The sequence below is a fragment of the Anaerobiospirillum sp. NML120449 genome, assembly GCF_023051105.1.
GTDB lineage: Bacteria > Pseudomonadota > Gammaproteobacteria > Enterobacterales > Succinivibrionaceae > Anaerobiospirillum.
Genome location: NZ_JALKIL010000033.1, coordinates 15,953 through 38,161 on the forward strand (window position 1 = coordinate 15,953; position 22,209 = coordinate 38,161).

Sequence of the window (22,209 nt, forward strand, 5' to 3'; positions counted from 1 at the left end):
TATCAAGCAAGGGTTAGAAATGGTAATCATTAAGACAAATCTTGGTGATATTGTTATCGAGTTAAACACCGAGAAGGCACCTGTTACCTGTGAGAACTTCTTAAACTATGTAAAGAAGGGCTTCTACAACGACACTATCTTCCATCGCGTCATTCCTGGCTTCATGATTCAGGGTGGCGGCATGACTGCTGATATGGAGCAGAAGGATACCGATGCCCCTATCAAGAACGAGGCTGACAATGGCCTTGCCAATGACAAGTTCACCATTGCCATGGCACGTACCAACGATCCTCACTCTGCAACCAGCCAGTTCTTCATCAACACCGTTGATAACGACTTCCTCAACTACAACATGAAGGAGCAGAACTGGGGCTATTGCGTATTTGGCAAGGTCGTAAAGGGCGAAGACGTTGTATTAAAGATCCAGTCTGTTAAGACTGACAACAACAAGTGGTTCCCACACCGCGATGTTCCAGTTGAGACAGTTATCATTCAGTCCGCTGAAGAAATCGACTCCATTCCTGAGTAACAGCTCACTTTGAGCAGTCATTGCCGCTCCGGCGCCCATGGCTGCCCGCAGCCAGGCTGGCCATGCACGGCAGCCATACCGGCCACACCCGGCAGCCATACCGGCTGTCCCAGGCCGCTGCCATGTCAGTGCCTGGCTGCCACCATGGCTGCACCGGCACACAAGAGGCATGTGCGGCACTGCAGGTCATGTCATCAGATATGACAGCTGTGCCAGACAGTCCTGAATCTGTCGATATGGCTAAGCCGGATACTGTATCATTTAGAATAAGAGGGTCTGAGGTCTGTATCTTATACGGGCATCAGGCCTTTTTTCATATGGACATAACAGTGTCCGAATGAGATGTCTGTATTTCCGGTTTACGAGGAAGGATGGATGGCCATATATATAACAGCTGACCTTCACCTTGCGGCGTCTAACAGCACACTGCTTGATGCATTTGAAACTTTCGTCGCAGCGCTCAATGTCGGCGATGAACTGTACATTCTTGGTGATCTGTTCAACTTCTTTGTAGGACTGGACAGTCATAATGAGGCACAGAACAGGGTTTCAAAAGTTCTCCATCAGGCAAAGGAGCGCTGCATTGCCTCATATTTTGTCAGGGGTAACAGAGACTTTCTCATGACCGGGCAGGAGGCTGATATCCTGGGCATGAGACTGCTTGATGAGCATACTGTTATCAGGCGTTTTGGACATGTGATGCTGCTTACCCATGGTGATCTGCTCTGTACCAATGACCGCTCCTATCTGCGCTATCACCGAACTGTAAACCAGCCATGGCTGCAGCTGCTCTTCCGCTCACTGCCTCTTTCGCTAAGGCGCGCCATTGCCTCCAGAATAAGGGAGCAAAGCCAGGAGGCCTACAGCTCAAGGCGTGACCCTGATATATATGGAGTGGTACCGGAGTCGGTATCGCAGATGTGCCGCGATCAGAGCAAGGACTACGTACCGGAAAGCCCTGGTGAGGAAAGCCTGCGCATTACAGACGTAGTTCACGGACACATTCATGAGTTCAGCAGCTTTGCCGGCGAGCATGAGGATTATGACCATCGATACGTTATGGGCTCATGGGGCCAGAACTACAGCTGCCTGTGCGTTGATGAACACGGCAACTGCGAGATGATTGAAAGACCGGTTCAGGAGCTCCTTGAGACCGGCAGGATTCACCACAGCCTCACGACCGCCCCGGCCGCCCAGACCGCTCCTGCCTTCCAGACCGCCCCGGCCAGCCAGATCAGTCCGGGCGCCCAGACCGCCCCTGCCGCCCCATTAGCCGCTGCGGCAGCGCAGCCTTCAGATTCTTCTGCAGAGGCAGAGACCTCAGGCACAACTTTATAGGGCCGGAGACAGTGGATGCAGGCCAGGTGTGCTGCGCACCATTGCCCAGTCTCAGTGCTCAGTCAGGCTGAGGCCGGTTGAGCTTGTAAGAGCAGGGGCAGAGGGTTGCGAGTGTATGTTAAAGGGGCTTTCCAGACAGCAGGCTGAAGAGGAAGTGCATGTGGCTGTGCACCGGGCTTTGTTCATGACCCTGTACCTGACTCTGCCCCGGGCTTTGTTCATGACCTTGTATCTGACTTTGCACAGGGCTTTATTTATGGTCTGGAGCCTGACCATGCGCCTGATTTTGCACTGTGATTTGCCGGGCTGTCTTGTGTGACGAGTTGCCGGAAATACAGGCTTTATTTGATGTACTGGGCATTAATTTGGTGCCTGGGTATGCAACTATAATTCAGTGTGTTAATTTAAGCACTTGCGGAATCTTGCACTGTGAAATATGCCTTTTTATTTGGGGTCAGCGGCCTGTAAAATCAGTATTGTTGGGAATTTGCCCCGCCTGTGACATGGACTGCCTGAGTAATTCCGGATTTATCTTGCATTAATTTGTCAACTTAATGCGCTTATCTCAATTGCTTTTGCCTGGTGTATGCTAAGATATCCACCAGCATAATTTCTTAGGAGTAGATTTATGAGCGACAAAATTGTACATCTGACAGATGATACTTTTGAGTCTGAGGTTGTAAAGTCCGACAAGCCTGTATTACTCGACTTCTGGGCTCCATGGTGCGGTCCTTGCCGTATGGTAGGCCCTATCCTTGATGAGCTTGCTGCTGAGCAGGACGATGTCAAGATCTGCAAGATCAACATCGACGAGCACCAGGTTGCAGCTACCAAGTGGCAGGTCATGAGCATCCCTACACTGTTAGTTTTCAACAACGGTGAGATGGTTGGTCAGCACATCGGTGCTATCTCCAAGGCTGATCTTAAGGACTTCATTGCTACTTCTTTACGCAAGTAATCAGTACAGTGATTTCTTATCGGGCCTGCAGCGGGCCCAAATAAAAAAGAGCGCACATGCGCTCTTTTTTATTGGTCGCAAATCAGGCGGCCAGGCTCTCTTGACGTGGCCTCTGCTCCGACCGCCGCTCCGGCCAGGGCCTCCGGGGCCACCTGTGCCGGATGGGGCATCATGGTAAGGGGGGCCAGGGCGGTGGCACCTGCACCAGGGCCTGCAGATGCAGCGTGCTGATTATTTGGCCGGCTCTATGGCCGGCTGCGCAGACTGATTCTGGCGCACTTGAAGCTTATGGTAGTACTTCCTGGCTATCTGGCATTTGAGGAAGAGTATGTGCCTTTCACGTATGGTTCGGCGGAAGTCTTTGCCGGTTGCGCGTTGAACGAGCTTGTAAAAAGGCTTCTTTTCCCAGAAGGTAAAACTGCTCATCAGCTCATTGAGGTTGGTCATGGCGTCAGGGGAACTGAAGAACTTCTCAGTAAGGTCGAGTTTTTCCTGTTCTCCCAGCCTCATAAGGCCATGGGTATAGCCTTTGAGCAGTTCTATGAATACCGACTGATGGAGCTTTTCGTAATAGCCGTACTTTCTTATCAGAGCACAGTTATAGTTGTAGACCTCAAAAATGTAACTCAGGCGGCGGCGCAGCGACAGTGAGTTCTCCGTGAAGATATGCCGGTACAGAACCTCATCAAGGAAGCTTACCCTCTCTGCGCACAGCAGCATATGCAGTGAGCAGCACATGCTGTGACCATTTCTGATATCAGGGAAAGTGATGTTATTAGCTGTCATCAGCTCTCTTCTTATCACACGGGTCCATGGATTGTGAGGCAGATGAGCTGCATGCATCCTGATTGATTCAATGCTGTGTATGTTGATGGCATGCAGGGGCAGATGGTGGGTAATAACCCTGTCTCCGGTCTCATGAGAGTGGGCAATGAAGAGCAGATCTGACTGTTCGGCCTCCATCTTCTCGACGGCTTCGCTAAGAAGCGTGGCAACCATCTGGTCGTCAGAATCAATAAAGTATACGTACTTGCCTGTGGCAACGCTCAGGCCAGCATTACGGGTTGGACCGGCTCCCAGGTTTTTCTCATTGCGCAGAACTTTGATATTTTTGTCTTTGAACCTCTCCTTATAACTGAGGAGGCGCTCGTAGGAACCGTCTTCAGAGAAGTCATCGACGAAGATAAACTCAATGTCCTCAAGAGTCTGATCAAAAACATGCATGCAGCGGTCGTCCATGACATCGGCGCTGTTATAAACGGGTATAACAACAGATACAAGTATGTTTGACATAGGGATTCATCCAGTTACCAGTAAACATGGATCCAAGTATGGAAGAAGTAACCATTTATGTCGTTGATCTGCAACTCATAAATGTCAAATATATCGAAAAATTTCATCTGTCTTTCTGTAACTGGGATCCAGATCAGATTATCGATAGGTCCTTTATATAAGCCGATAACGCTGTAGCCACTGTCAATTTGTCGAATAGTTCCACAAAACAGACTAAAAGTACCAGTATCTGCCCATCTGGAACTGCAGTATCCACATAATGTTTCCGCATGAGCCCTCACCATGGAGTCGCGATATGAGAGCACGGCACGGGTTTACCCATGGAGTGGCCATGTGAGAACACAGCACGGAGTCTCAAAATGGTGAGTATGTCCATGTGCTGCCTGCTGTCCATTTGGGTTTGAGGGCTGGTTATGCCGGCTTGCGTGGGCATAGGGGCAGACCGGTGGGAGGGCAGGGTTACAAATATGGTAAAAAGGCAAAAAAACTTCGAAACCGTATTGCAAACCGCATTTTTATCGGTATAATATGCCCCACAAAATCTGTGCGCCACGTCACAAGTGGTAATGAAATCCCATAAATTGCACAGTCCAGCCCTCCAGTATTAAGACTGTGGCTGAGTTACTCTCCCTGATTTTGGGAGACCTGTATGATAGACCGTCCTCTTGTTCTTATTCCATCAATGTGAATAGGGGCAGGAAGGCATGTGTCTACGTGTTCTTTCTATTTTCGGAGTCTGTAATGCAGAACCAAAGAATTCGGATCCGCCTCAAGGCCTACGACCACAGATTAATCGACCATTCGACTGCTGAAATCGTTGAAACTGCTAAGCGCACTGGCGCTCAGGTTCGCGGTCCGATCCCGCTCCCAACCCGCAAGGAGCGCTATACCATCCTCATCTCCCCACACGTCAACAAGGATGCCCGTGACCAGTACGAGATCCGTACCCACAAGCGTTTAGTAGACATCGTGGAGCCTACAGAGAAGACTGTTGATGCCTTAATGCGTCTTGATCTTGCTGCTGGCGTAGATGTTCAGATCAGCCTTCGCTAACGAGGGGGAAAATTACAATGTCAATCGGTTTAATTGGCCGCAAGCTTGGAATGACCCGCGTATTTAACGAGGACGGTAAGTCAGTTCCAGTAACTGTAATTCAGGTTGAGGCAAACCGCGTCACCCAGATCAAGAATCTGGAGAATGATGGTTACACTGCTATTCAGGTAACCACCGGTGAGCGCAAGGCTTCCCGCATGACCAAGGCTGAAATCGGTCACTTTGCCAAGACCGGTGTTACTGCTGGTCGCGGTTTATGGGAGTTCCGTTTAGAGCCTTCCGAGCTTGAGAAGTATCAAGTTGGCTCTGAGATCAAGGTAGACGCTTTAGAGGGTGTCAGCAAGGTAGATGTCACTGGCCAGTCAAAGGGTAAGGGCACTGCTGGTACTGTTAAGCGTTATAACTTCCGTACTCAGGACTTTACTCACGGTAACTCACGTTCCCACCGTGTTCCTGGCTCAACTGGTCAGAACCAGACTCCAGGTCGCGTGTTCAAGGGCAAGAAGATGGTTGGCCGCATGGGTGGCGAGAAGGTCACTGTTATGTGCTTAGACCTCGTTCGCATCGATGCTGAGCGTAACCTGCTCCTCGTAAAGGGCGCTGTTCCTGGTGCCAATAACGGGGATCTGATCGTAAGGCCAAGTGTTAAAGCTTAACCTGAGGTAAAGGAATCATGGAATTAAAGATGATTGGCGCCGGCAAGCCACTGGAGGTATCTGACACTGCCTTTGGTCGCGAGTTCAATGAGGCGCTGGTACATCAGGTAGTTGTTGCTTACCTAAGTACCGCTCGTGCTGGAACTAAAGCGCAAAAGACCCGTTCAGAGGTTTCAGGCGGCGGCAAGAAGCCTTTCCGCCAGAAGGGTACTGGTCGTGCCCGTGCCGGTTCTTCACGTTCTCCATTATGGCGTGCCGGTGGTACCATCTTCGCTGCCAAGCCACAAGACTGGTCCCAGAAGGTAAATCGCAAGATGTACCGCGCTGCCATGCAGAGCATTCTCTCCGAGCTGGTCCGTCAGGATCGTCTGGTTGTTATCGAGGATTTAAAGCTCGAGAACCACAAGACCAAGACTCTGGTCAGCAAGCTCAAGGATCTGGAATTAAAGCAGGTTCTCATCGTAACTGAAGAGTTCAACGAGAACTTATTCCTCGCTGCCCGTAACCTGTACAAGGTTGAGGTCTGCCAGCCAGGTACCGCTTCTTTCAATCCGGTAAATCTCGTCGGCTTCGACAAGGTATTAATTACCGCCGCTGCCCTCAAGAAGGTTGAGGAGGATATCACCAAATGATGAATGCTCGTTTAATGAACATCCTTCGCGCCCCTGTTTTCACTGAGAAGTCCCAGCGTTTAGAGCAGAAAAATACCGTGGTTTTCAAGGTATTAAAGGATGCCAGCAAGGACGAAATCAAGAAGGCTGTTGAGGGTATCTTCAATGTTCAGGTAGAGACTGTCCGTACCTTAAACGTACAGGGCAAGAAGCGTCGTTCTTCTCACGGTATCGGTTCCCGTTCCGACTGGAAGAAGGCCTACGTTACTCTCGCCGAGGGCTCTAGCATCAACAACCTCTTTGAGGCATCTGACAAGGAGAGCAAATAATGGCTATCATTAAGACTAAGCCTACCTCCGCAGGTCGTCGCCACGTTATTCAGATCAAGAATCCTGATCTGTGGAAGGGCGGTCCAGTTCCTTCACTGGTTGTTGAGAAGCGTAAGACCGGCGGCCGTGACAACTACGGTCACATCTCTACCCGTCACATCGGCGGTGGTCACAAGCAGCGCTACCGTTTAATCGATTTCAAGCGTCAGAAGGATGGTGTCGAGGGCCGCATTGAGCGTCTCGAGTACGATCCAAACCGTTCTGCTCACATTGCTCTGGTTCTGTACACCGACGGTGAGCGTCGCTACATCCTGGCTCCTAAGGGCCTGCAGGCTGGCGACAAGATCATGAGCGGTGATGGCGCTCCAATCAAGGTAGGTAACGCCCTGCCTATGCGCAACATCCCTGTTGGTACCTCAGTTCACGCTGTTGAGCTGGTTCCAGGCCAGGGTGCTCAGTTTGCACGTTCTGCCGGTTCTTTCTGCCAGATCCTCGCCCGTGAAGGTGACTATGTAACCTTACGTATGCGCTCTGGTGAAATGCGCCGCGTTCTCGCTAACGGCCGCGCTACTATCGGTGAAGTAGGTAACTCCGAGCACATGCTCCGTCAGTTAGGTAAGGCTGGTGCCAACCGCTGGCGTGGTGTTCGTCCTACTGTTCGCGGTATGTCCATGAACCCAATCGACCACCCACATGGTGGTGGTGAGGGCCGCAACAAGGGTATTCAGCCTCGTTCACCATGGGGTACCCCATGCAAGGGCTTCAAGACCCGCAAGAACAAGCGTACTGACAAGTACATTGTTCGTCACCGTTAATCGTTAGTGAGGAAATAACATGCCACGTTCTTTAAAGAAAGGCCCGTTCATTGACGCGCACTTATTGAAGAAGGTTGAACAGGCAGCTTCAGGCGCTGACAAGAAGCCAATCAAGACCTGGTCCCGCCGTTCAATGATTATTCCTGCCATGATCGGTATGACGATTGCTGTGCACAATGGCCGTCAGCACGTACCTGTATACGTATCCGATGAAATGGTAGGTCACAAGCTGGGCGAATTCGCCCCTACCCGTACTTACCGTGGCCACGCTGCTACGGACAAGAAGGGCAAGTAGGAGAGTAGACAATGACTGAAGTAAAGGCTGTACATCGTTTTGCTCGTACCTCTGCCCAGAAGGCCCGTTTAGTAGCTGATCAGGTTCGCGGTATGCCTGTTGACAAGGCTATTGACCTGTTAAAGTTCAGCCCACGCAAGGCTGCTGCTTTAATCTACAAGGTATTAAATTCAGCCGTCAGCAATGCTGAGAACAACGCCGGTTTAAACGCCGACAAGCTGGTTGTTTCCCGCATCATGATCGATGAGGGTCCATCTCTCAAGCGCATCATGCCACGTGCCAAGGGCCGTGCTGATCGTATTGTGAAGAGAACCTCTCACATTTCAATTTACGTTGCTGAGCGCTAACAGGAGCTTAAGATGGGTCAGAAGGTAAATCCGATTGGAATAAGACTTGGTATTACTAAGCCTTACTCATCGGTCTGGTATGCATCCACCAAGGATTTCCCAGCCAATATCAAGAGCGATTTCGAAGTTCGTAAGTACTTAACTCAGGAACTTAAGAACGCCTCTGTTTCTAAGATTGTCATCGACCGTCCAGCCAAGAGCATCCGTGTAACCATTCACACTGCTCGTCCTGGTATTGTCATTGGCAAGAAGGGCGAAGACGTTGAGAAGCTTCGCAAGAAGATTACCGATATTGCCGGTGTTCCTGCTCAGGTAAACATCAGCGAAGTACGTAAGCCTGATCTCGATGCCAAGTTAGTTGCCGATTCTATCGCCTCTCAGCTCGAGCGCCGCGTAATGTTCCGCCGTGCCATGAAGAAGGCCATCCAGAACGCAATGCGCGTTGGCGCCAAGGGTATCAAGGTTGAGGTTTCCGGCCGTCTGGGCGGTGCTGAAATTGCCCGTTCCGAGTGGTTACGTGAAGGCCGTGTACCATTACACACCTTACGTGCTGATATCGACTACGCATTATCCGAGGCTGTTACTACCTACGGTGTAATCGGTGTTAAGGTCTGGATCTTCAAGGGTGAAGTATTAGGTCAGTTACCTCTCAACCAGGAGGAAGCTGAGGATCGCAATGCTTCTCCAGCAGACCGCAAGGGTCGTCGCCGCAATGACAACGGTCCACGCAACAACCGCCGTGGTGGTCGCAACGACCGCGCTCAGGGCCAGAAGAAGCCTGCCCAGGCTGCTGAAGCCCCAGCTGCTGAGTAACGGAGGATAGATTTAAATGTTACAACCAAAGCGTACCAAGTATCGCAAGACCCAGAAGGGTCGTAACGAGGGCTTAGCCTACGCAGGAAACGAAGTATCCTTCGGCGATTACGGCTTAAAGGCCACCTCCCGTGGTCAGATTACTGCCCGTGAAATCGAAGCTGCCCGTCGTGCTTTCACCCGTGAGATGAAGCGTGTTGGTAAGGTCTGGATCCGCGTGTTCCCTGACAAGCCAATCACCCAGAAGGCTCTCGGTGTTCGTATGGGTAAGGGTAAGGGTACTGTTGAGTACTGGGTATGCCCAATCCAGCCTGGTAAAGTACTCTTTGAACTCAGTGGTATTCCTGAGGAAGTTGCACGTGAGGCTTTCCGTCTTGCTGCAGCCAAGTTATCTGTTACCACTACTTTCGTTCGCAAGGCGGTGATCTAATGAAGGCAAGCGAGTTACGTAATAAGTCCGTTGAAGAGCTTAAGACTGAACTTAATGGCCTTCAGCGTCAGCAGTTCAATCTCCGTTTTATGCACAAGACCAATCAGTTAGGCCAGACCGATAACATTCGCAAGGTCCGTCGTGACATTGCCCGTGTTAACACTGTTTTATCTGAGAAGCTTCGCGCTCAGAGCGCACAATAGAGGTAGTGCTAAATGTCTGATACTCAGAACACTAAGAAGTCTGCCCGCACCCTCCGTGGTCGCGTTGTCAGCGATAAGATGCAGAAGGCCTGCGTCGTAGCAGTAGAGCGTCGCGTTAAGCACCCTATCTACGGAAAGATCTTAAAGCGTACCACCAAGTTCCACGTTCAGGATGTTAACAACGATGCCCGCAAGGGTGATCTCGTTGAGATCCAGGAGTGCCGTCCAGTTGCCAAGACTATTGCCTGGACTCTGGTCTCCGTACTGGAAAAGGCTGAATAAGTCGCTTTATCCAGATTTAATTCTGGTTTAAAATAGAAAAGATCCTGGTGAGCAATCACCAGGGTCTTTTTTTATGGCCGCTGCTGCCTCCGGGCAGCAGCGGCCATCATATTGCTGATACCTGAGCCCTTTCTGAAAAGGCCGTGCCAGATATCTTTCAAAAATGAGATATACGGCACAAAAACTTGCAGATAACATATTTTCATGGTATCATTCAGCGCCCTCTAACACATTGAGAGGGGAACTGTCTTTTTTTCAACCTTGGAGCATTTTAAATGATCCAGATGCAAACCATGCTCGACGTTGCTGACAACTCGGGTGCTCGCAGAGTAATGTGCATTAAGGTCCTGGGTGGATCTCACCGCCGTTATGCTGCTATTGGCGACATCATCAAGGTGTCCGTCAAGGAAGCAATCCCACGCGGCAAAGTCAAGAAGGGCGATGTAGTTGACGCCGTAGTAGTGCGCACCAAGAAGGGTGTACGCCGTGCTGACGGTTCTGTCATTCGCTTTGATAGCAATGCTGCTGTTTTATTAAACAACCAGCATGAGCCAATTGGCACTCGTATTTTCGGACCTGTTACCCGCGAGCTTCGCAGCGAGCAGTTCATGAAGATTGTGTCCTTAGCTCCAGAAGTACTCTAATCTTAAGGGGTATCAAACATGGCAGCGAAAATCCGCCGCAATGATGAAGTTATCGTGATCTCCGGCAGCAGCAAGGGCAAGACCGGCAAGGTTCTGTCCGTTCTGACCAAGGAGAACAAGGTTTTAGTTGAGGGTTTAAACCTCAAGACCAAGCACGTTAAGCCAAACCCACAGCTTGGCATAGAAGGTGGCAAGCAGGCTAAGGAAGCCCCAATCCACGTTTCCAACGTTGCAATCTTAAACCCTACCACTAACAAGGCTGACAAGGTTGGTTTCCGTTTTGAAGACGGCAAGAAGGTCCGCTTCTTCAAGTCCAACAACGAAATCATCCCTAACAAGGCTTAATAGCAGTTTTTTTCAGGAGTAATAACGATGGCGAAACTGCATGATCAATACAAGCAGGAAGTAATCAAAGCTTTAACTGAGAAGTTTGGTTACAAAACAGTCATGCAAGTCCCTCGGATTGTGAAGATCACCCTCAACATGGGTGTTGGTGAGGCTGTTGCTGATAAGAAGGTTCTCGAGAACGCAGCACGCGACATGGCCGCTATCTCTGGCCAGAAGCCATTAATCACCAAGGTTCGCAAGTCTGTAGCGGGCTTCCATATCCGTGAAGGTTACCCAATCGGTTGCAAGGTAACTTTACGTGGTGAGCGCATGTGGGAATTCCTGGAGCGTTTAATCGTAATCTCCATCCCACGTATCCGCGATTTCCGTGGTTTATCTTCAAAGTCTTTTGATGGTCGTGGCAACTACTCTATGGGTGTCCGCGAGCAGATCATCTTCCCAGAGATCGACTATGACAAGGTTGACACCATCCGTGGCCTTGACATCACCATCACCACCACTGCCAAGACTGATGAAGAGGGACGTGCCTTATTAGAGGCTTTCAAGTTCCCATTCCGTGCTCAGACTAAGTAATTAGGACGAACCTAAATGGCTAAGACTTCCATGAAGAACCGTGAGCTCAAGCGTCAGCGCCTTGCTAACAAGTATTTTGCAAAGCGCCAGGAGCTCAAGCAAAAGATTTCCAGTGTATCTCTTTCTGATGAAGAGCGTTTTGCAGCTGTTCAGGCTCTGGCTGCATTACCACGCGATTCAAGCCCATGCCGTCAGCGCAACCGTTGCGCCGAGACCGGCCGTCCACATGGTTACCTGCGCAAGTTCGGCTTATGCCGTATTAAGCTCCGTGAGCACATGATGCGCGGTGAGATTCCTGGCCTTCACAAGGCCAGCTGGTAAGAGGAGAGACACACATGAGCATGCAGGATCCAATTGCGGATTTGCTGACCCGCATTCGCAACGGCCAGGCTTCTGGCAAGGTTATGGTGTCCATGCCTTCCTCCAAGCAGAAGCTTGCTATCGCCAATCTGCTGTTAAAAGAGGGCTACATCGCCTCTGTTAACGTTTCCGGCGACACCAAGAAGGTACTCGAGATCGGCCTTAAGTACTACGAAGGCAAACCAGTAGTAGAGATGATCCAGCGCGTATCCCGCCCTGGTCTGCGCATCTACAAGAAGTGCCGTGATCTTCCACGTATTATGAATGGCTTAGGCATTGCGGTAATTTCTACCTCCAAGGGCCTAATGACCGACCGTGCCGCCCGTAAGGACGGTTTAGGCGGCGAAGTTATCTGCTACGTCGCATAAGGAGGGGACATGTCACGTATTGCTAAGGAACCGGTTTTAGTTCCTCAAGGCGTCGAGGTCTCCATCGACGGCCAGTTAATCACTATCAAGTCAAAGAAAGGCCAGCTGCAGTTAAACCTTCACGAGAAGGTAAAGGTTACTTTCGCTGACAACGCTCTGAAGGTAGACGTTGCTGACGAAACTGCTGAGGCCAACATGCAGTCCGGTACTGCCCGTGCCCTGCTGCAGAACATGGTTGTAGGTCTGGATAAGGGCTACGAGAAGAAGTTAAATCTGGTTGGTGTGGGCTTCCGTGCTCAGGCCAAGGGCAATGTGCTGAACCTGGCTTTAGGTTTCTCACACCCTGTTAACCACGAACTTCCAGAGGGTATCACCTGTGAGACCCCATCCCAGACTGAAATCGTCCTGAAGGGCTTTGATAAGGCTCTCTTAGGTCAGGTTGCTGCCGATATCCGCGCTTACCGCGCTCCAGAGCCTTACAAGGGCAAGGGTATCCGCTACTCTGACGAAGTAGTCCGTATCAAGGAAGCCAAGAAGAAGTAAGGATTGAGGTAAAAACCATGTTTGATAAGAAACAGTCTCGCATCCGTCGTGCTACCAAGTCACGCGCCAAGATGCACGAGTTGGGTGTTACTCGCCTCGTCGTTACCCGCACTCCTCGTCATATCTACGCTCAGATCATTGACAAGGACAGCCGCGTATTAGCTGCTGCCAGCACCCTCGAGAAGGAGCTGGTCAAGGAGCTCAAGTATACCGGCAATGTTGAAGCAGCAAAGGTTATCGGCAAGGCTGTTGCCGAGCGCGCCCTGGCTGCCAAGGTTGAGAGCGTAGCTTTTGACCGTTCCGGTTATAAGTATCACGGCCGTGTTGCAGCCCTGGCTGATGCCGCCCGTGAAGCTGGCCTCAAGTTCTAGGAGTGTAGTTCATGCAGCACAAAGAAGAAACCCAAGCTGGCGAGCTTCAGGAGAAGCTGGTCGCTGTTAATCGCGTAGCCAAGGTAGTAAAGGGTGGCCGTATTTTCTCCTTCACCGCCTTAACTGTAGTTGGTGATGGCAATGGCCGTGTAGGCTTCGGTTATGGCAAGGCCTCCGAAGTTCCTGCTGCCATTCAGAAGGCTATTGAGCAGGCCCGTCGTAACATCAACAAGAACATTTCTTTAAACGACGGTACCCTTTTCCATGCTGTTAAGGGTGAGCACTCCGGCTCCATGGTTTACATGCAGCCAGCCTCTGAAGGTTCCGGTATTATTGCCGGTGGTGCCATGCGTGCCGTGCTCGAAGTAGCCGGCGTACGTAATGTTCTGGCTAAGACCTATGGTTCTACCAACCCAATCAACGTAGTTCGCGCTACTGTTGCCGCCTTAGCCTCTCAGCGTACTCCTGAGCAGATCGCCGCCAAGCGTGGCCTGTCTGTCAAGGAAATCCTGGAGTAAAAAATGGCCGAGAAGAAAACCATCAAAGTTACCCAAGTACGTAGCATCATCGGCCGCAAGCCAGATCACGTTGCTACCATCCGTGGCCTTGGTTTACGCCGCATCCGTCACACCGTTGAGCTGGAGGATACTCCTTCCATTCGCGGTATGATTAACAAGGTCAGCTACATGATTAAGGTTGAGGAGTAATACAAAAATGCGTCTTAATACTCTTAAGCCAGCAGAAGGCTCCCACCGTCGTCACGTACGCGTAGGCCGTGGTATCGGTTCCGGCCTCGGCAAGACCTGTGGTCGTGGTATCAAGGGTTCTGGTGCCCGTAAGAGCCCTAACGTACGCCCAGGCTTCGAAGGCGGTCAGATGCCTTTAAAGATCCGTCTGCCTAAGTTTGGCTTCTACTCACCAAAGTCTGACCTCACCGCTGAGGTTCTGCTCAATGACTTAAACCGCATTGAGGGTGACGTAGTTGATATGGCCAGCCTGTTAAAGGCACGTCTGATCAACAAGAAGATCAAGTACGTCAAGATCGTTCTTTCCCGTGTTCCTAACTTCACCCGCAAGGTAGAGGTTAAGGGTCTTGGTGTTACCCGTGGTGCCAAGGCTGCCATCGAGGCTGCCGGCGGTACTGTTGAGATCGCATCATACACCCTGGCTGCTGCTGCCCGTCGTGAAAAGTCTGCTCTTCGTCGTGCTAACAAGAACAAGATGCTTCAGGACAAGTTAGCTGCTACTGGCATCGTAAAGCCAGCCAAGAAGGACAAGGCTGAAAAGGCTGCTGCCAAGAACAAGTAATCGCGGAGCGCACTGAGTGCGCTCTCTGGAGATTTGCATGGCTAGAAAATCGCTCCTTGAAAAGGGTCGTGAAGCACAGGCACAGGCAGCAAAGGGTGGCAACTCAGAGTTAACCTCCCGCCTGTTATTTGTATTAATCGGTCTGATTATGTTCAGACTCGGTTCCTACATTCCAGTACCAGGCGTTAATGCTGATGTCCTGCAGCGACTTTTTGATGATCAGAGCGGAACCATCATTGGCATGTTTAACATGTTCAGCGGAGGCGCACTTGAGCGTGCCTCTGTTCTGGCACTGGGTATCATGCCTTACATCTCTGCGTCGATTATCATCCAATTATTGGCAGTGATTAACCCTACCTTAGCTGAACTTCGTAAAGAAGGCGAGTCAGGTAGACGCAAGATCGCTCAGTACACTCGTGTCTCAACCTTATTCCTGGCAACAATCCAGGCGATTGGTATTGCCACAGGCATCCCTAACATGATGCCTGGTCTGGTTGATAATCCGGGCTTCGGTTTTTACTTCGTAACTACCGTATCCCTGGTTACCGGCACCATGTTCCTGATGTGGCTTGGTGAGCAGATTACTGAGCGCGGTATTGGCAACGGTATCTCTCTGATTATCTTTGCCGGTATTGTTGCAGGACTCCCGTCAGCCCTCGCTTCTACCATGGAGCAGGCCCGACAGGGTGATCTGTCCACCATTGCACTGCTGATCATCGGCGTGGTAGTGGTCGTAGTTACCTTCTTCGTTGTGTTCGTCGAGCGTGGACAGCGTCGTATTTCCATCGACTATGCCAAGCGCCAGATGGGCAACCGTATCATTTCACAGCCACGTAGCAACTTGCCTTTAAAGATCAACATGGCAGGTGTGATTCCAGCAATTTTTGCTTCCTCAATCATCCTGTTCCCAGGTACTATCGTTTCCTGGTTTGGTCAAGGCGAGAACGCTGTTGCCAACGTGCTTCAGGAAGTCTCACTCTTCCTGCAGCCTGGTCAGCCTCTGTATGAGCTCCTGTACGCAGCAGCAATTGTCTTCTTCACATTCTTCTACACAGCTTTAGTGTTTAACCCACGTGAAGTTGCAGAGAATCTCAAGAAGAGTGGTGCATTTATTCCTGGTATCCGTCCGGGTGAGCAGACTGCCCGCTTCATCGACAAGGTGATGACCCGTCTGACCCTCTCCGGATCCATCTACATGGTACTGGTATGTCTGGTACCTCAGCTGCTGATGAACTGGTTCAACGTACAGTTCTACTTCGGTGGTACTTCTCTGCTGATTATCGTTGTGGTAATCATGGACTTCGTAGCCCAGCTGCAGAGCCACAGAATGAATCAGCAGTATGGTGACCTTATGCGTAAGGCCAACCTCAGGAATAACGGACGTTAAAACTAATGGCTGCCCGGCCCATGGCTGAAGCAGCTGTCCACAACACGGAGTAGAAATCATGAAAGTAGGTGCTTCTGTTAAGAAGATTTGCCGTAACTGCAAGGTGGTTCGTCGCCACGGTGTAGTTCGCATCATCTGCGAAAATCCAAAGCACAAGCAGCGTCAGGGCTAATCCTGCCTGCTGCGCAGGCAGCCGCCTGCGCACGTGCTGCAGACCCGGTGTCTGCCCTATAAAGAACACGACAGGGAAACCTGTCGTGTTTTTTTATATCTGCTGATCAGGGCCCGCAGCTGCGAGCCGCTATAATGACTGACATTTAAGCATTGAAGGCCATCATTAAACTTACCAGCAAGGCCGTTTTGCACTACCGACCAGGAGCCTGATTTGGAACATCAAAATTCTGAATTTCGTAAGGACATAGCAGGCTTACGTGCCATTGCTGTCGTAATGGTCATCGCCTTTCACCTTGGCAGTCTGGTCCCACTTTCTGAGCAGCTTCAGGCCAGTGCTCTGTTTGTCTGGCTTAATCAGTCGTTCACGGCTGGCTTTCTGGGCGTGGACGTCTTTTTTGTCATATCCGGTTACCTGATGACTTCTATTATCTTCCGCAGAGTAATAGAAGCTGACTGGCCTGTCTCAGCTGTGTGGTCATTCTGGAAGGCCAGAGCGCTCAGGATTGTTCCTGCTCTGCTCTTTGCCATCCTGTTCTTCTCTGTCATAGCAGTGCAGCTCTTCGATCCTCAAAGGTTCGCTTCTTTTGCCCGTGAGCTCAGATATGCCCTGCTCTTTACCAGTAATCTCAGGTATGCCAGTGAGGACGGATACTTTGAGGAAAGCTCTCTTGATAAGGTCCTGCTTCACACCTGGTCACTGTCTGTTGAGTGGCAGTTTTACCTTATTTATCCGGTGATCCTTGCTGCTGTTGGACGTATGTTCGGCCGTAAGGCAGCGGTACGCTCCACTTTACTGATGACAGCAGCTTTTACTCTGGCTGCTGCTGTGCTCCCGGCTGACAAGGGCTCATATTACATGTTTCATTTCAGAGCCTGGGAGCTGCTGTTCGGTGCCATCGTTTATCTTTATCCATGCTCTCTTACCTCCCCTGCTCTGCGTAAAGCTGTGCTTTACATCGGCCTGACAGCCATTATCGTCTCACCTTTTATCTGCGCACAGACAGCTGTATGGTCCATGCGTACACCGGTCATGGCTGTCGTCGGTGCTGCCATGGTCATATGGGTGAACAGTTCTTCATTACTGCTTGATAATCCTGTCAGCCAGTTCCTGGGCAAGATTTCCTATTCGCTGTATATTTATCACTGGCCGATCATGGTTATTATGGCCATGATGCTTATTCTCAACCCGTGGGCAGCCCTGGCCGCAACGCTCATTATGGCTGCACTTTCCTATTACTTTGTCGAAAGGAGACGCAATTTCGGCTGGAAGCTGGCTGTGCTTTTCGTATGTACATATTTCAGCGCTCAGCATGCATACAAAAGTGAAGGATGGATCTGGCGCGCTGATCCGGATAAGTTCAATGTGCTTTCCGGCACGCTTTACGTTCGCCAGTCCGGCTTTGGCGTCAATGACCCAATTACAGGCAACAGACTGGAGCCGCAAAATTATGATGAGCTTCTTCATCGCAAGGTGATACTGTTTGGAGACTCCCATGCTGATCACTTCACCCTCGAGTTCAGGAAACATTTTGGTGATCAGGCGGGTTTCGTAATTTCCCATGGGGGGCTGGTATTACACAGTCTTTGTATATCTGAGGCAATGGAGGATATTGATCCTGACATGGTAGAAAAACGCTTTAATCATTTAAAAGAATTTATAAAGCGTATTAGCGAGCTGCCAGCAGGAACTGTCGTTGTCATAAACAACAGATGGACTGATGCTGATCGTGTTTACAACGAAGTATCAGAAAACCGGCCCGACATGTGCCTGTTGGGTAACTTGCCATGTTTTCAGGCACGAAATTCTGTTACTTTTGAGCAGGCTCTTTATGAGTCTTTAAAAGCTGTCGTCAGCTCAAGACCCGATATACATTTCTTTGTTCCATTAAGCATGTACGTAGTACCACTGGTCAGAACGTGGCGCGACTTTGACTGCATCAGCTCTCCTCTGACCAGCCTGTATCAGCATTTTGCTAACACGGTATTGGCACCTGAATATCTTATAAAGCATGGATATGTAACTCCGGATTTAAGCCGCGCTCATGCCATAGACGACGTTTTCATAAGGCTCGAGCAGGAGCTGCCTAATTTCCACTCCGTGGATATCAGAGCCCCCCTGTGCCTCAATGATGATCGCTGCCGTGTAATGGACGACGATGGAACTCCTATGTTTTATGATGATGACCACCTGTCGGCTCACGGTGCCTCCATTGCCGCACGTCCTCTGCTTGAAGCGATAGACAGTGTCATGGCTGCCAGCAGCCAGACATCAGCCTCTGGATCCCAGAACCACAAGCCAGAATCGGCCTCAGCCCCACAGAACCACAATTCAGAAGCGGCATCAGGTTCCCAGAACCACAAGCCAGAATCGGCCTCAGGCCCCCAGAACCACAAGCCAGAATCGGCCTCAGGTTCCCAGAACCACAAGCCAGAATCGGCCTCAGGGCCCCAAAAGCAGTAGCCAGAGCTGGCATCTGCCTGCCAACAAACCGTAGCCCACATTCAGCCTCCCGCCACAGATGCTGTGGAGGTCTGTTTCACTCTGCCCGGGTATATCCTCAAGGAAGTCTCAGTAATGTCAGATTTCAATATTGTCTTTGCATCCGATATTAACTACCTGCCATATACTCTGGTAGCTGCACAGTCAGTTGTCGACTCTATAAGAGAAGCAAGCCCTGCTCAGTCAAGCTATAACTGCTCCGAAAAGGATCATCTGATCTTTCATATTCTGATTGATGACTCGGTTAACAAAGACGATTTTGCTCAAAAGACCAGTTGCTTTATAAAACGAAATGAAAAGGCACCAGCTGCAATCTCTTTTAATATTGTAGACATTGATAAGAGTCTTTTTGTCGGTTATCGCCCATGGGGACCGCACGCAACCTTTTCTACCTATTACCGGCTCTTAATCGACAAGCTGCTTCCTGAGTCTGTAAAGACTGTACTTTATCTTGATGTTGATATCCTGGTCAGAGATGATGTCAGGGAGCTGTTCGTTAACACTGACATTAGCAGTAAAACCCTTGCTGCAGTGAATGAAATCCCGTTTTATTTAAGAGGTACTGACTGGAGTCTGTCAGGCAGGTCCTCAGAGTACCCTGTCATCAAATTCAGACATCAGGATTATTTCAATGCCGGTGTGCTTTTAATGAACGTAGATGCTCTGCGTAACATGGGGCTTGCCGATAAGGTCAAAGGCTTTTTCGACAAATATGATGCTGAAGTGGTAGATCAGGATGCTCTTAATCATCTGATAGCTCGTGAAAGTATTGTTTACCTTGATCCATCATGGAATGTTCAGGCCGCTGTTTATGAGAAAATTGCTGGTGCAGCAAGATCTGCCTTTGATAATCGCAGCAGCGCATCTCTGTTTGACGCTTATGGCAGTATGGGCAGCTGGCGGGGCTCTGAGTACCTGTTGAAGCCTAAAATCATACACATGACTCAGATAAAGCCATGGCGCACCAGCACGGCTTTTTCAAAGTCAGGGGACCCACTGGTAATATCTCTTGACCACATCAATTATCTTGAAGAGTGGCGCCAGAAGTCACTGTCAGTTACTGAGTACAGTGAAGAATTATGCTCTATAAAACCTGCGTTTATCCTGAACTCTGCAAAATTAGGTAACCTCAAAATCCCATACAATAGGCAATCACGGATGTTTTAGTAGAGCCTACCACTTCATACCCAATAATCCCCGGCATTACATGTAGGCAAGCCCCCATACATGCAGCTCAGCAATCCCGGAAGGCCTACTTCCTGCGCACAGGTCGACCAAGAAAAGTCATCATTTGATCGTAGGTCTTGTTGCTGCGCTTAAACGCAGCATAGAGCTCCTTTACTTCACTCATCTCCTTATCAGCAATATGCCGCTTAAGCTCATCCTCCATTTTCTTTAGACGCAACCTTGTACGCTCAATCTTTGCTGACAGCTCCTTGATTTTCTTGTCAGCTGCCTCACGAGTTCTGTATCTTGGCATATCAGTCACACCTCATAGTCAATAGAGTCAAAGTCATCTAAATCCATCTCTTCAAGGAAGTTTGGCTCTACATCCTCATAGATTGGCTCCTCATCTAAACTGCGTCCGTCCCCAGCCTTTTTCTCTGAGTTAGCCAGAGTCTGACTGATTTCCCTGGCATAGCGCTGAATAGTCTCGTGGCTGATGCCAAATGGAGCGAGAATCAACTTCTGCTCTTTTGTAAGCTGATAGTGCAGCCTGTAGAGCTGACCTGGGCTCCGGGTGATTCTGATTTTGTTCAACTCCCTGAGAGCTGCAGGAACATTCAGGTACCGGCTACTCTTTCCCCTCTTGATAATCTCATCTTTCAAGAGGCTGTAGATTCTGTTGCGCAAAATCAGTGCTACAAACTCAATAAACATCTTTCCATAGAGCGCTTTACTTGAGTGAACCCTGAAGCAGTGGCTGCCAATAAAGGTCTTGCATGAGCAGAACAGCTTTTCAGACGAATCACGAGACTTGTAGAGGAAATATGCCTCAGCAGCTGTCATAGGCTCAGAGGTCACTATGCTGAAGTAACCTAACAGTGACAGTCTGCCCTCAATCGCCTTGTCGTTTGGCGAAAAGCTGATTAATAGCCCGTCTTCACTGAATGACATGTTGAAGAACTGCTTTTGAAGTTCAGATGGGGAATACCTCCTTCCAATGTTCTTCTCCAGTGCTGTCTTATTAAATTCCAAAGAGTTAAGAAATTGACTTGACTGTACTCCGCAGCTGGAAAGACTGTGGAATACATGGAAGTATCTTATGCGGCCACAGAACTCATGCTCTATAGTCATACCAAACAGATCGCCAATGATCTGGTTCGAAATCTTCTTCTCGAAGGAGCCAATATGCTCACTTACCAGAGGGGCGACCAGGGTGTTATACCCCTTTACCATCATGACGAAATGGTATCCATTGGCATCAATGAACTCGACGTTTTCCCTTGAAAAATAGCCCCTGTCGATAATAAATCTGATGAACTTGTAGCCAAACTCAGCAGCAAGAGTAACTGCAAAAGAAAGCTGACTGACATCTGGAATGGCACCAGGGTACAGCTCGTAAAACAAAGGTATCTGATTGGTTACATCATAGGCTACTGCTACATTGATAATTCCAGTTCCAACATCAACTTTAGGCTTACCAAAGCCTACAAACTCAACATCCCCCGCCTGACTATTCTTGTTTGAAGAATCGTAGGAAAGATTAATAAAGTCATCCTTGGTGGCACTGCTGTTCCATTTGGTTAAAAACTCCCTCACATCACTTTGAGTAATGCTGCTCTGGTGCCTTGAAATCGTGCTGTCACTGTAAATATGCATGTCCTTAGTGAACAGTGCGTGTTCCCATGCATACGCTGGGTAGTGTTGCGCCTGATTACCCTCAGTAACAATCAGATAAGAAGCCAGATCCATAGTAAGGGCAGCGGACTTTTCACCAAAGGTGTCCACAAGGCAGTGCATCAGATTATTGTCATTGCATACAGTGTCAAGCACAACGTATGGACCGATGCAGACAGAGTCTGACCTGTAAGGGGCAGGGACAAGTGAATCATCATGTGATGCTTTGTAACCAGCACAATCGCCCTCATCGCCAGCCTCCTGTTCAACATTCAACTCCACTTCTGGGTAGAACTCTTTGAACTTCTTATTAGGAAACATCTTTGATGGATCGTCAGGACAGACCTTGCCAATAGTCACCCTTTTGGGATTTGACTGCTTGGTCTTAGGGTTGTACTCACGTGAGACTGTGTAAAGAACATATGTACACAGGCACTTCTTCTGAAGAACGATTCTGCCTGGGTCAGTGGGTATGTCTACAACGTATTCTGTCTGCATGAGAACTCCTGATAAAGGTTACCGGTAACCTCTATTATAACATCAAATTCAGATGCAAATCTAGGCATTTTTTTTAAAAAAATTGAGAAAATTAATGAAAAGCTAGGGATTGATATGAAAGGGATTAGCGGTTACTGATCAATGAAGAGTTCAGGTTTATGGAGATTGTCAGCGCTAACTTTGATAACCTTACAGACAGGTTTAACAAAGAGCAGCTTAAGAGAAGGAAGTCCAGAAAAGCCCTGATTGCAATAACATCTGTCGCATTCACAATATCTGTACTTTTATCTCTGCTCTCAATCATGCTCCAGCTGTAACCGCCTGCATACCCCACTGGTCAGC

General features: G+C 49.6%; 30 protein-coding genes and 1 pseudogene. 28 read left to right on the forward strand and 3 right to left on the reverse strand.

Annotated features, from left to right (window positions below):
• Nucleotides 1-19 precede the first annotated feature (19 nt).
• From MXE41_RS09475 to trxA, 3 genes are all read left to right on the forward strand, one after another.
• A complete protein-coding gene (locus MXE41_RS09475; RefSeq protein WP_246975880.1) occupies nt 20-529 on the forward strand; it encodes a peptidylprolyl isomerase in 510 nt (169 codons plus the stop codon).
• 375 nt (nt 530-904) lie between these two features.
• Entirely contained in the window at nt 905-1,867 is a 963-nt protein-coding gene (locus MXE41_RS09480; RefSeq protein WP_247100320.1) for a UDP-2,3-diacylglucosamine diphosphatase, read from the forward strand.
• Nucleotides 1,868-2,495: 628 nt separating this feature from the next.
• Nucleotides 2,496-2,825: a thioredoxin gene (gene trxA, locus MXE41_RS09485; RefSeq protein WP_246975874.1), complete on the forward strand. Its 330-nt coding sequence runs from the start codon at nt 2,496-2,498 to the stop codon at nt 2,823-2,825.
• A 231-nt stretch (nt 2,826-3,056) separates the two neighbouring features.
• Here trxA and MXE41_RS09490 read toward each other — a convergent pair whose 3' ends face one another.
• Nucleotides 3,057-4,118 carry a glycosyltransferase family 2 protein gene (locus MXE41_RS09490; protein WP_247100321.1) on the reverse strand — a complete coding sequence of 354 codons (1,062 nt, stop codon included), beginning with the start codon at nt 4,116-4,118 and terminating at the stop codon, nt 3,057-3,059.
• A gap of 741 nt (nt 4,119-4,859) precedes the next feature.
• Here MXE41_RS09490 and rpsJ point away from each other — a divergent pair.
• From rpsJ to MXE41_RS09615, 25 genes and pseudogenes are all read left to right on the forward strand, one after another.
• Complete coding sequence (rpsJ, locus tag MXE41_RS09495) at nt 4,860-5,171, forward strand: 30S ribosomal protein S10 (protein ID WP_021890106.1); 312 nt, start codon at nt 4,860-4,862, stop codon at nt 5,169-5,171.
• A gap of 17 nt (nt 5,172-5,188) precedes the next feature.
• Nucleotides 5,189-5,827: a 50S ribosomal protein L3 gene (gene rplC, locus MXE41_RS09500; RefSeq protein ID WP_246975867.1), complete on the forward strand. Its 639-nt coding sequence runs from the start codon at nt 5,189-5,191 to the stop codon at nt 5,825-5,827.
• A gap of 17 nt (nt 5,828-5,844) precedes the next feature.
• Entirely contained in the window at nt 5,845-6,459 is a 615-nt protein-coding gene (rplD, locus tag MXE41_RS09505) for a 50S ribosomal protein L4 (protein ID WP_246975863.1), read from the forward strand.
• Nucleotides 6,456-6,767: a 50S ribosomal protein L23 gene (rplW, locus tag MXE41_RS09510; RefSeq protein WP_246975860.1), complete on the forward strand. Its 312-nt coding sequence runs from the start codon at nt 6,456-6,458 to the stop codon at nt 6,765-6,767. Before rplD ends, rplW begins: the two co-directional genes overlap by 4 nt.
• On the forward strand, nt 6,767-7,582 hold the full coding sequence (gene rplB / locus MXE41_RS09515) for a 50S ribosomal protein L2 (protein ID WP_246975858.1): 816 nt from the start codon (nt 6,767-6,769) through the stop codon (nt 7,580-7,582). The genes rplW and rplB overlap by 1 nt, the downstream gene beginning before the upstream one ends.
• A 19-nt stretch (nt 7,583-7,601) precedes the next feature.
• Nucleotides 7,602-7,877 carry a 30S ribosomal protein S19 gene (gene rpsS / locus MXE41_RS09520; RefSeq protein WP_246975855.1) on the forward strand — a complete coding sequence of 92 codons (276 nt, stop codon included), beginning with the start codon at nt 7,602-7,604 and terminating at the stop codon, nt 7,875-7,877.
• Between the two features lie 11 nt (nt 7,878-7,888).
• On the forward strand, nt 7,889-8,224 hold the full coding sequence (gene rplV, locus MXE41_RS09525) for a 50S ribosomal protein L22 (RefSeq protein WP_246975852.1): 336 nt from the start codon (nt 7,889-7,891) through the stop codon (nt 8,222-8,224).
• A 12-nt stretch (nt 8,225-8,236) separates the two neighbouring features.
• Nucleotides 8,237-9,037, forward strand: a complete 801-nt coding sequence (rpsC, locus tag MXE41_RS09530; RefSeq protein ID WP_246975849.1) for a 30S ribosomal protein S3 — start codon at nt 8,237-8,239, stop codon at nt 9,035-9,037.
• A 16-nt stretch (nt 9,038-9,053) separates the two neighbouring features.
• On the forward strand, nt 9,054-9,467 hold the full coding sequence (gene rplP, locus MXE41_RS09535) for a 50S ribosomal protein L16 (protein ID WP_246975846.1): 414 nt from the start codon (nt 9,054-9,056) through the stop codon (nt 9,465-9,467).
• Nucleotides 9,467-9,670: a 50S ribosomal protein L29 gene (rpmC, locus tag MXE41_RS09540; RefSeq protein WP_246975843.1), complete on the forward strand. Its 204-nt coding sequence runs from the start codon at nt 9,467-9,469 to the stop codon at nt 9,668-9,670. Before rplP ends, rpmC begins: the two co-directional genes overlap by 1 nt.
• A 12-nt stretch (nt 9,671-9,682) precedes the next feature.
• Entirely contained in the window at nt 9,683-9,952 is a 270-nt protein-coding gene (gene rpsQ / locus MXE41_RS09545; protein ID WP_247100322.1) for a 30S ribosomal protein S17, read from the forward strand.
• Between the two features lie 275 nt (nt 9,953-10,227).
• Nucleotides 10,228-10,596 (forward strand): 50S ribosomal protein L14, encoded by a 369-nt coding sequence (rplN, locus tag MXE41_RS09550; protein ID WP_246975836.1) that lies wholly within the window; start codon nt 10,228-10,230, stop codon nt 10,594-10,596.
• 18 nt (nt 10,597-10,614) lie between these two features.
• Nucleotides 10,615-10,941 (forward strand): 50S ribosomal protein L24, encoded by a 327-nt coding sequence (gene rplX / locus MXE41_RS09555; RefSeq protein ID WP_246975833.1) that lies wholly within the window; start codon nt 10,615-10,617, stop codon nt 10,939-10,941.
• Nucleotides 10,942-10,968: 27 nt separating this feature from the next.
• On the forward strand, nt 10,969-11,517 hold the full coding sequence (gene rplE / locus MXE41_RS09560; RefSeq protein WP_246975830.1) for a 50S ribosomal protein L5: 549 nt from the start codon (nt 10,969-10,971) through the stop codon (nt 11,515-11,517).
• A gap of 15 nt (nt 11,518-11,532) precedes the next feature.
• Nucleotides 11,533-11,838 (forward strand): 30S ribosomal protein S14, encoded by a 306-nt coding sequence (rpsN, locus tag MXE41_RS09565; protein ID WP_246975827.1) that lies wholly within the window; start codon nt 11,533-11,535, stop codon nt 11,836-11,838.
• 14 nt (nt 11,839-11,852) lie between these two features.
• Nucleotides 11,853-12,245, forward strand: a complete 393-nt coding sequence (rpsH, locus tag MXE41_RS09570; RefSeq protein WP_246975825.1) for a 30S ribosomal protein S8 — start codon at nt 11,853-11,855, stop codon at nt 12,243-12,245.
• A gap of 9 nt (nt 12,246-12,254) precedes the next feature.
• Nucleotides 12,255-12,788 carry a 50S ribosomal protein L6 gene (gene rplF, locus MXE41_RS09575; RefSeq protein WP_246975822.1) on the forward strand — a complete coding sequence of 178 codons (534 nt, stop codon included), beginning with the start codon at nt 12,255-12,257 and terminating at the stop codon, nt 12,786-12,788.
• Nucleotides 12,789-12,805: 17 nt separating this feature from the next.
• Nucleotides 12,806-13,159 carry a 50S ribosomal protein L18 gene (gene rplR / locus MXE41_RS09580; protein WP_246975819.1) on the forward strand — a complete coding sequence of 118 codons (354 nt, stop codon included), beginning with the start codon at nt 12,806-12,808 and terminating at the stop codon, nt 13,157-13,159.
• Nucleotides 13,160-13,170: 11 nt separating this feature from the next.
• Complete coding sequence (gene rpsE / locus MXE41_RS09585; protein WP_246975816.1) at nt 13,171-13,677, forward strand: 30S ribosomal protein S5; 507 nt, start codon at nt 13,171-13,173, stop codon at nt 13,675-13,677.
• A 3-nt stretch (nt 13,678-13,680) separates the two neighbouring features.
• A complete protein-coding gene (gene rpmD / locus MXE41_RS09590; RefSeq protein ID WP_246975811.1) occupies nt 13,681-13,866 on the forward strand; it encodes a 50S ribosomal protein L30 in 186 nt (61 codons plus the stop codon).
• Between the two features lie 7 nt (nt 13,867-13,873).
• Nucleotides 13,874-14,308: pseudogene (rplO, locus tag MXE41_RS09595) on the forward strand (50S ribosomal protein L15); the annotation flags it as partial.
• A 196-nt stretch (nt 14,309-14,504) separates the two neighbouring features.
• The gene (gene secY / locus MXE41_RS09600; protein ID WP_246975806.1) at nt 14,505-15,854 is read left to right on the forward strand and encodes a preprotein translocase subunit SecY; all 1,350 of its coding nucleotides are present in this window, start codon (nt 14,505-14,507) and stop codon (nt 15,852-15,854) included.
• Between the two features lie 58 nt (nt 15,855-15,912).
• Nucleotides 15,913-16,026, forward strand: coding sequence for a 50S ribosomal protein L36 (gene rpmJ / locus MXE41_RS09605; protein WP_246975803.1), 114 nt, complete (start codon nt 15,913-15,915; stop codon nt 16,024-16,026).
• Nucleotides 16,027-16,239: 213 nt separating this feature from the next.
• A complete protein-coding gene (locus tag MXE41_RS09610; protein WP_247100323.1) occupies nt 16,240-18,489 on the forward strand; it encodes an acyltransferase family protein in 2,250 nt (749 codons plus the stop codon).
• A 114-nt stretch (nt 18,490-18,603) separates the two neighbouring features.
• Nucleotides 18,604-19,695, forward strand: a complete 1,092-nt coding sequence (locus tag MXE41_RS09615; RefSeq protein ID WP_247100324.1) for a glycosyltransferase — start codon at nt 18,604-18,606, stop codon at nt 19,693-19,695.
• A gap of 85 nt (nt 19,696-19,780) precedes the next feature.
• Here the strand turns inward: MXE41_RS09615 and MXE41_RS09620 are convergent, their stop codons facing one another.
• Together MXE41_RS09620 and MXE41_RS09625 are read right to left on the reverse strand one after the other, a co-directional pair.
• Nucleotides 19,781-20,008, reverse strand: a complete 228-nt coding sequence (locus MXE41_RS09620; protein ID WP_247100325.1) for a hypothetical protein — start codon at nt 20,006-20,008, stop codon at nt 19,781-19,783.
• A 5-nt stretch (nt 20,009-20,013) separates the two neighbouring features.
• On the reverse strand, nt 20,014-21,867 hold the full coding sequence (locus MXE41_RS09625; protein WP_247100326.1) for a transposase: 1,854 nt from the start codon (nt 21,865-21,867) through the stop codon (nt 20,014-20,016).
• Between the last annotated feature and the right edge of the window lie 342 nt (nt 21,868-22,209).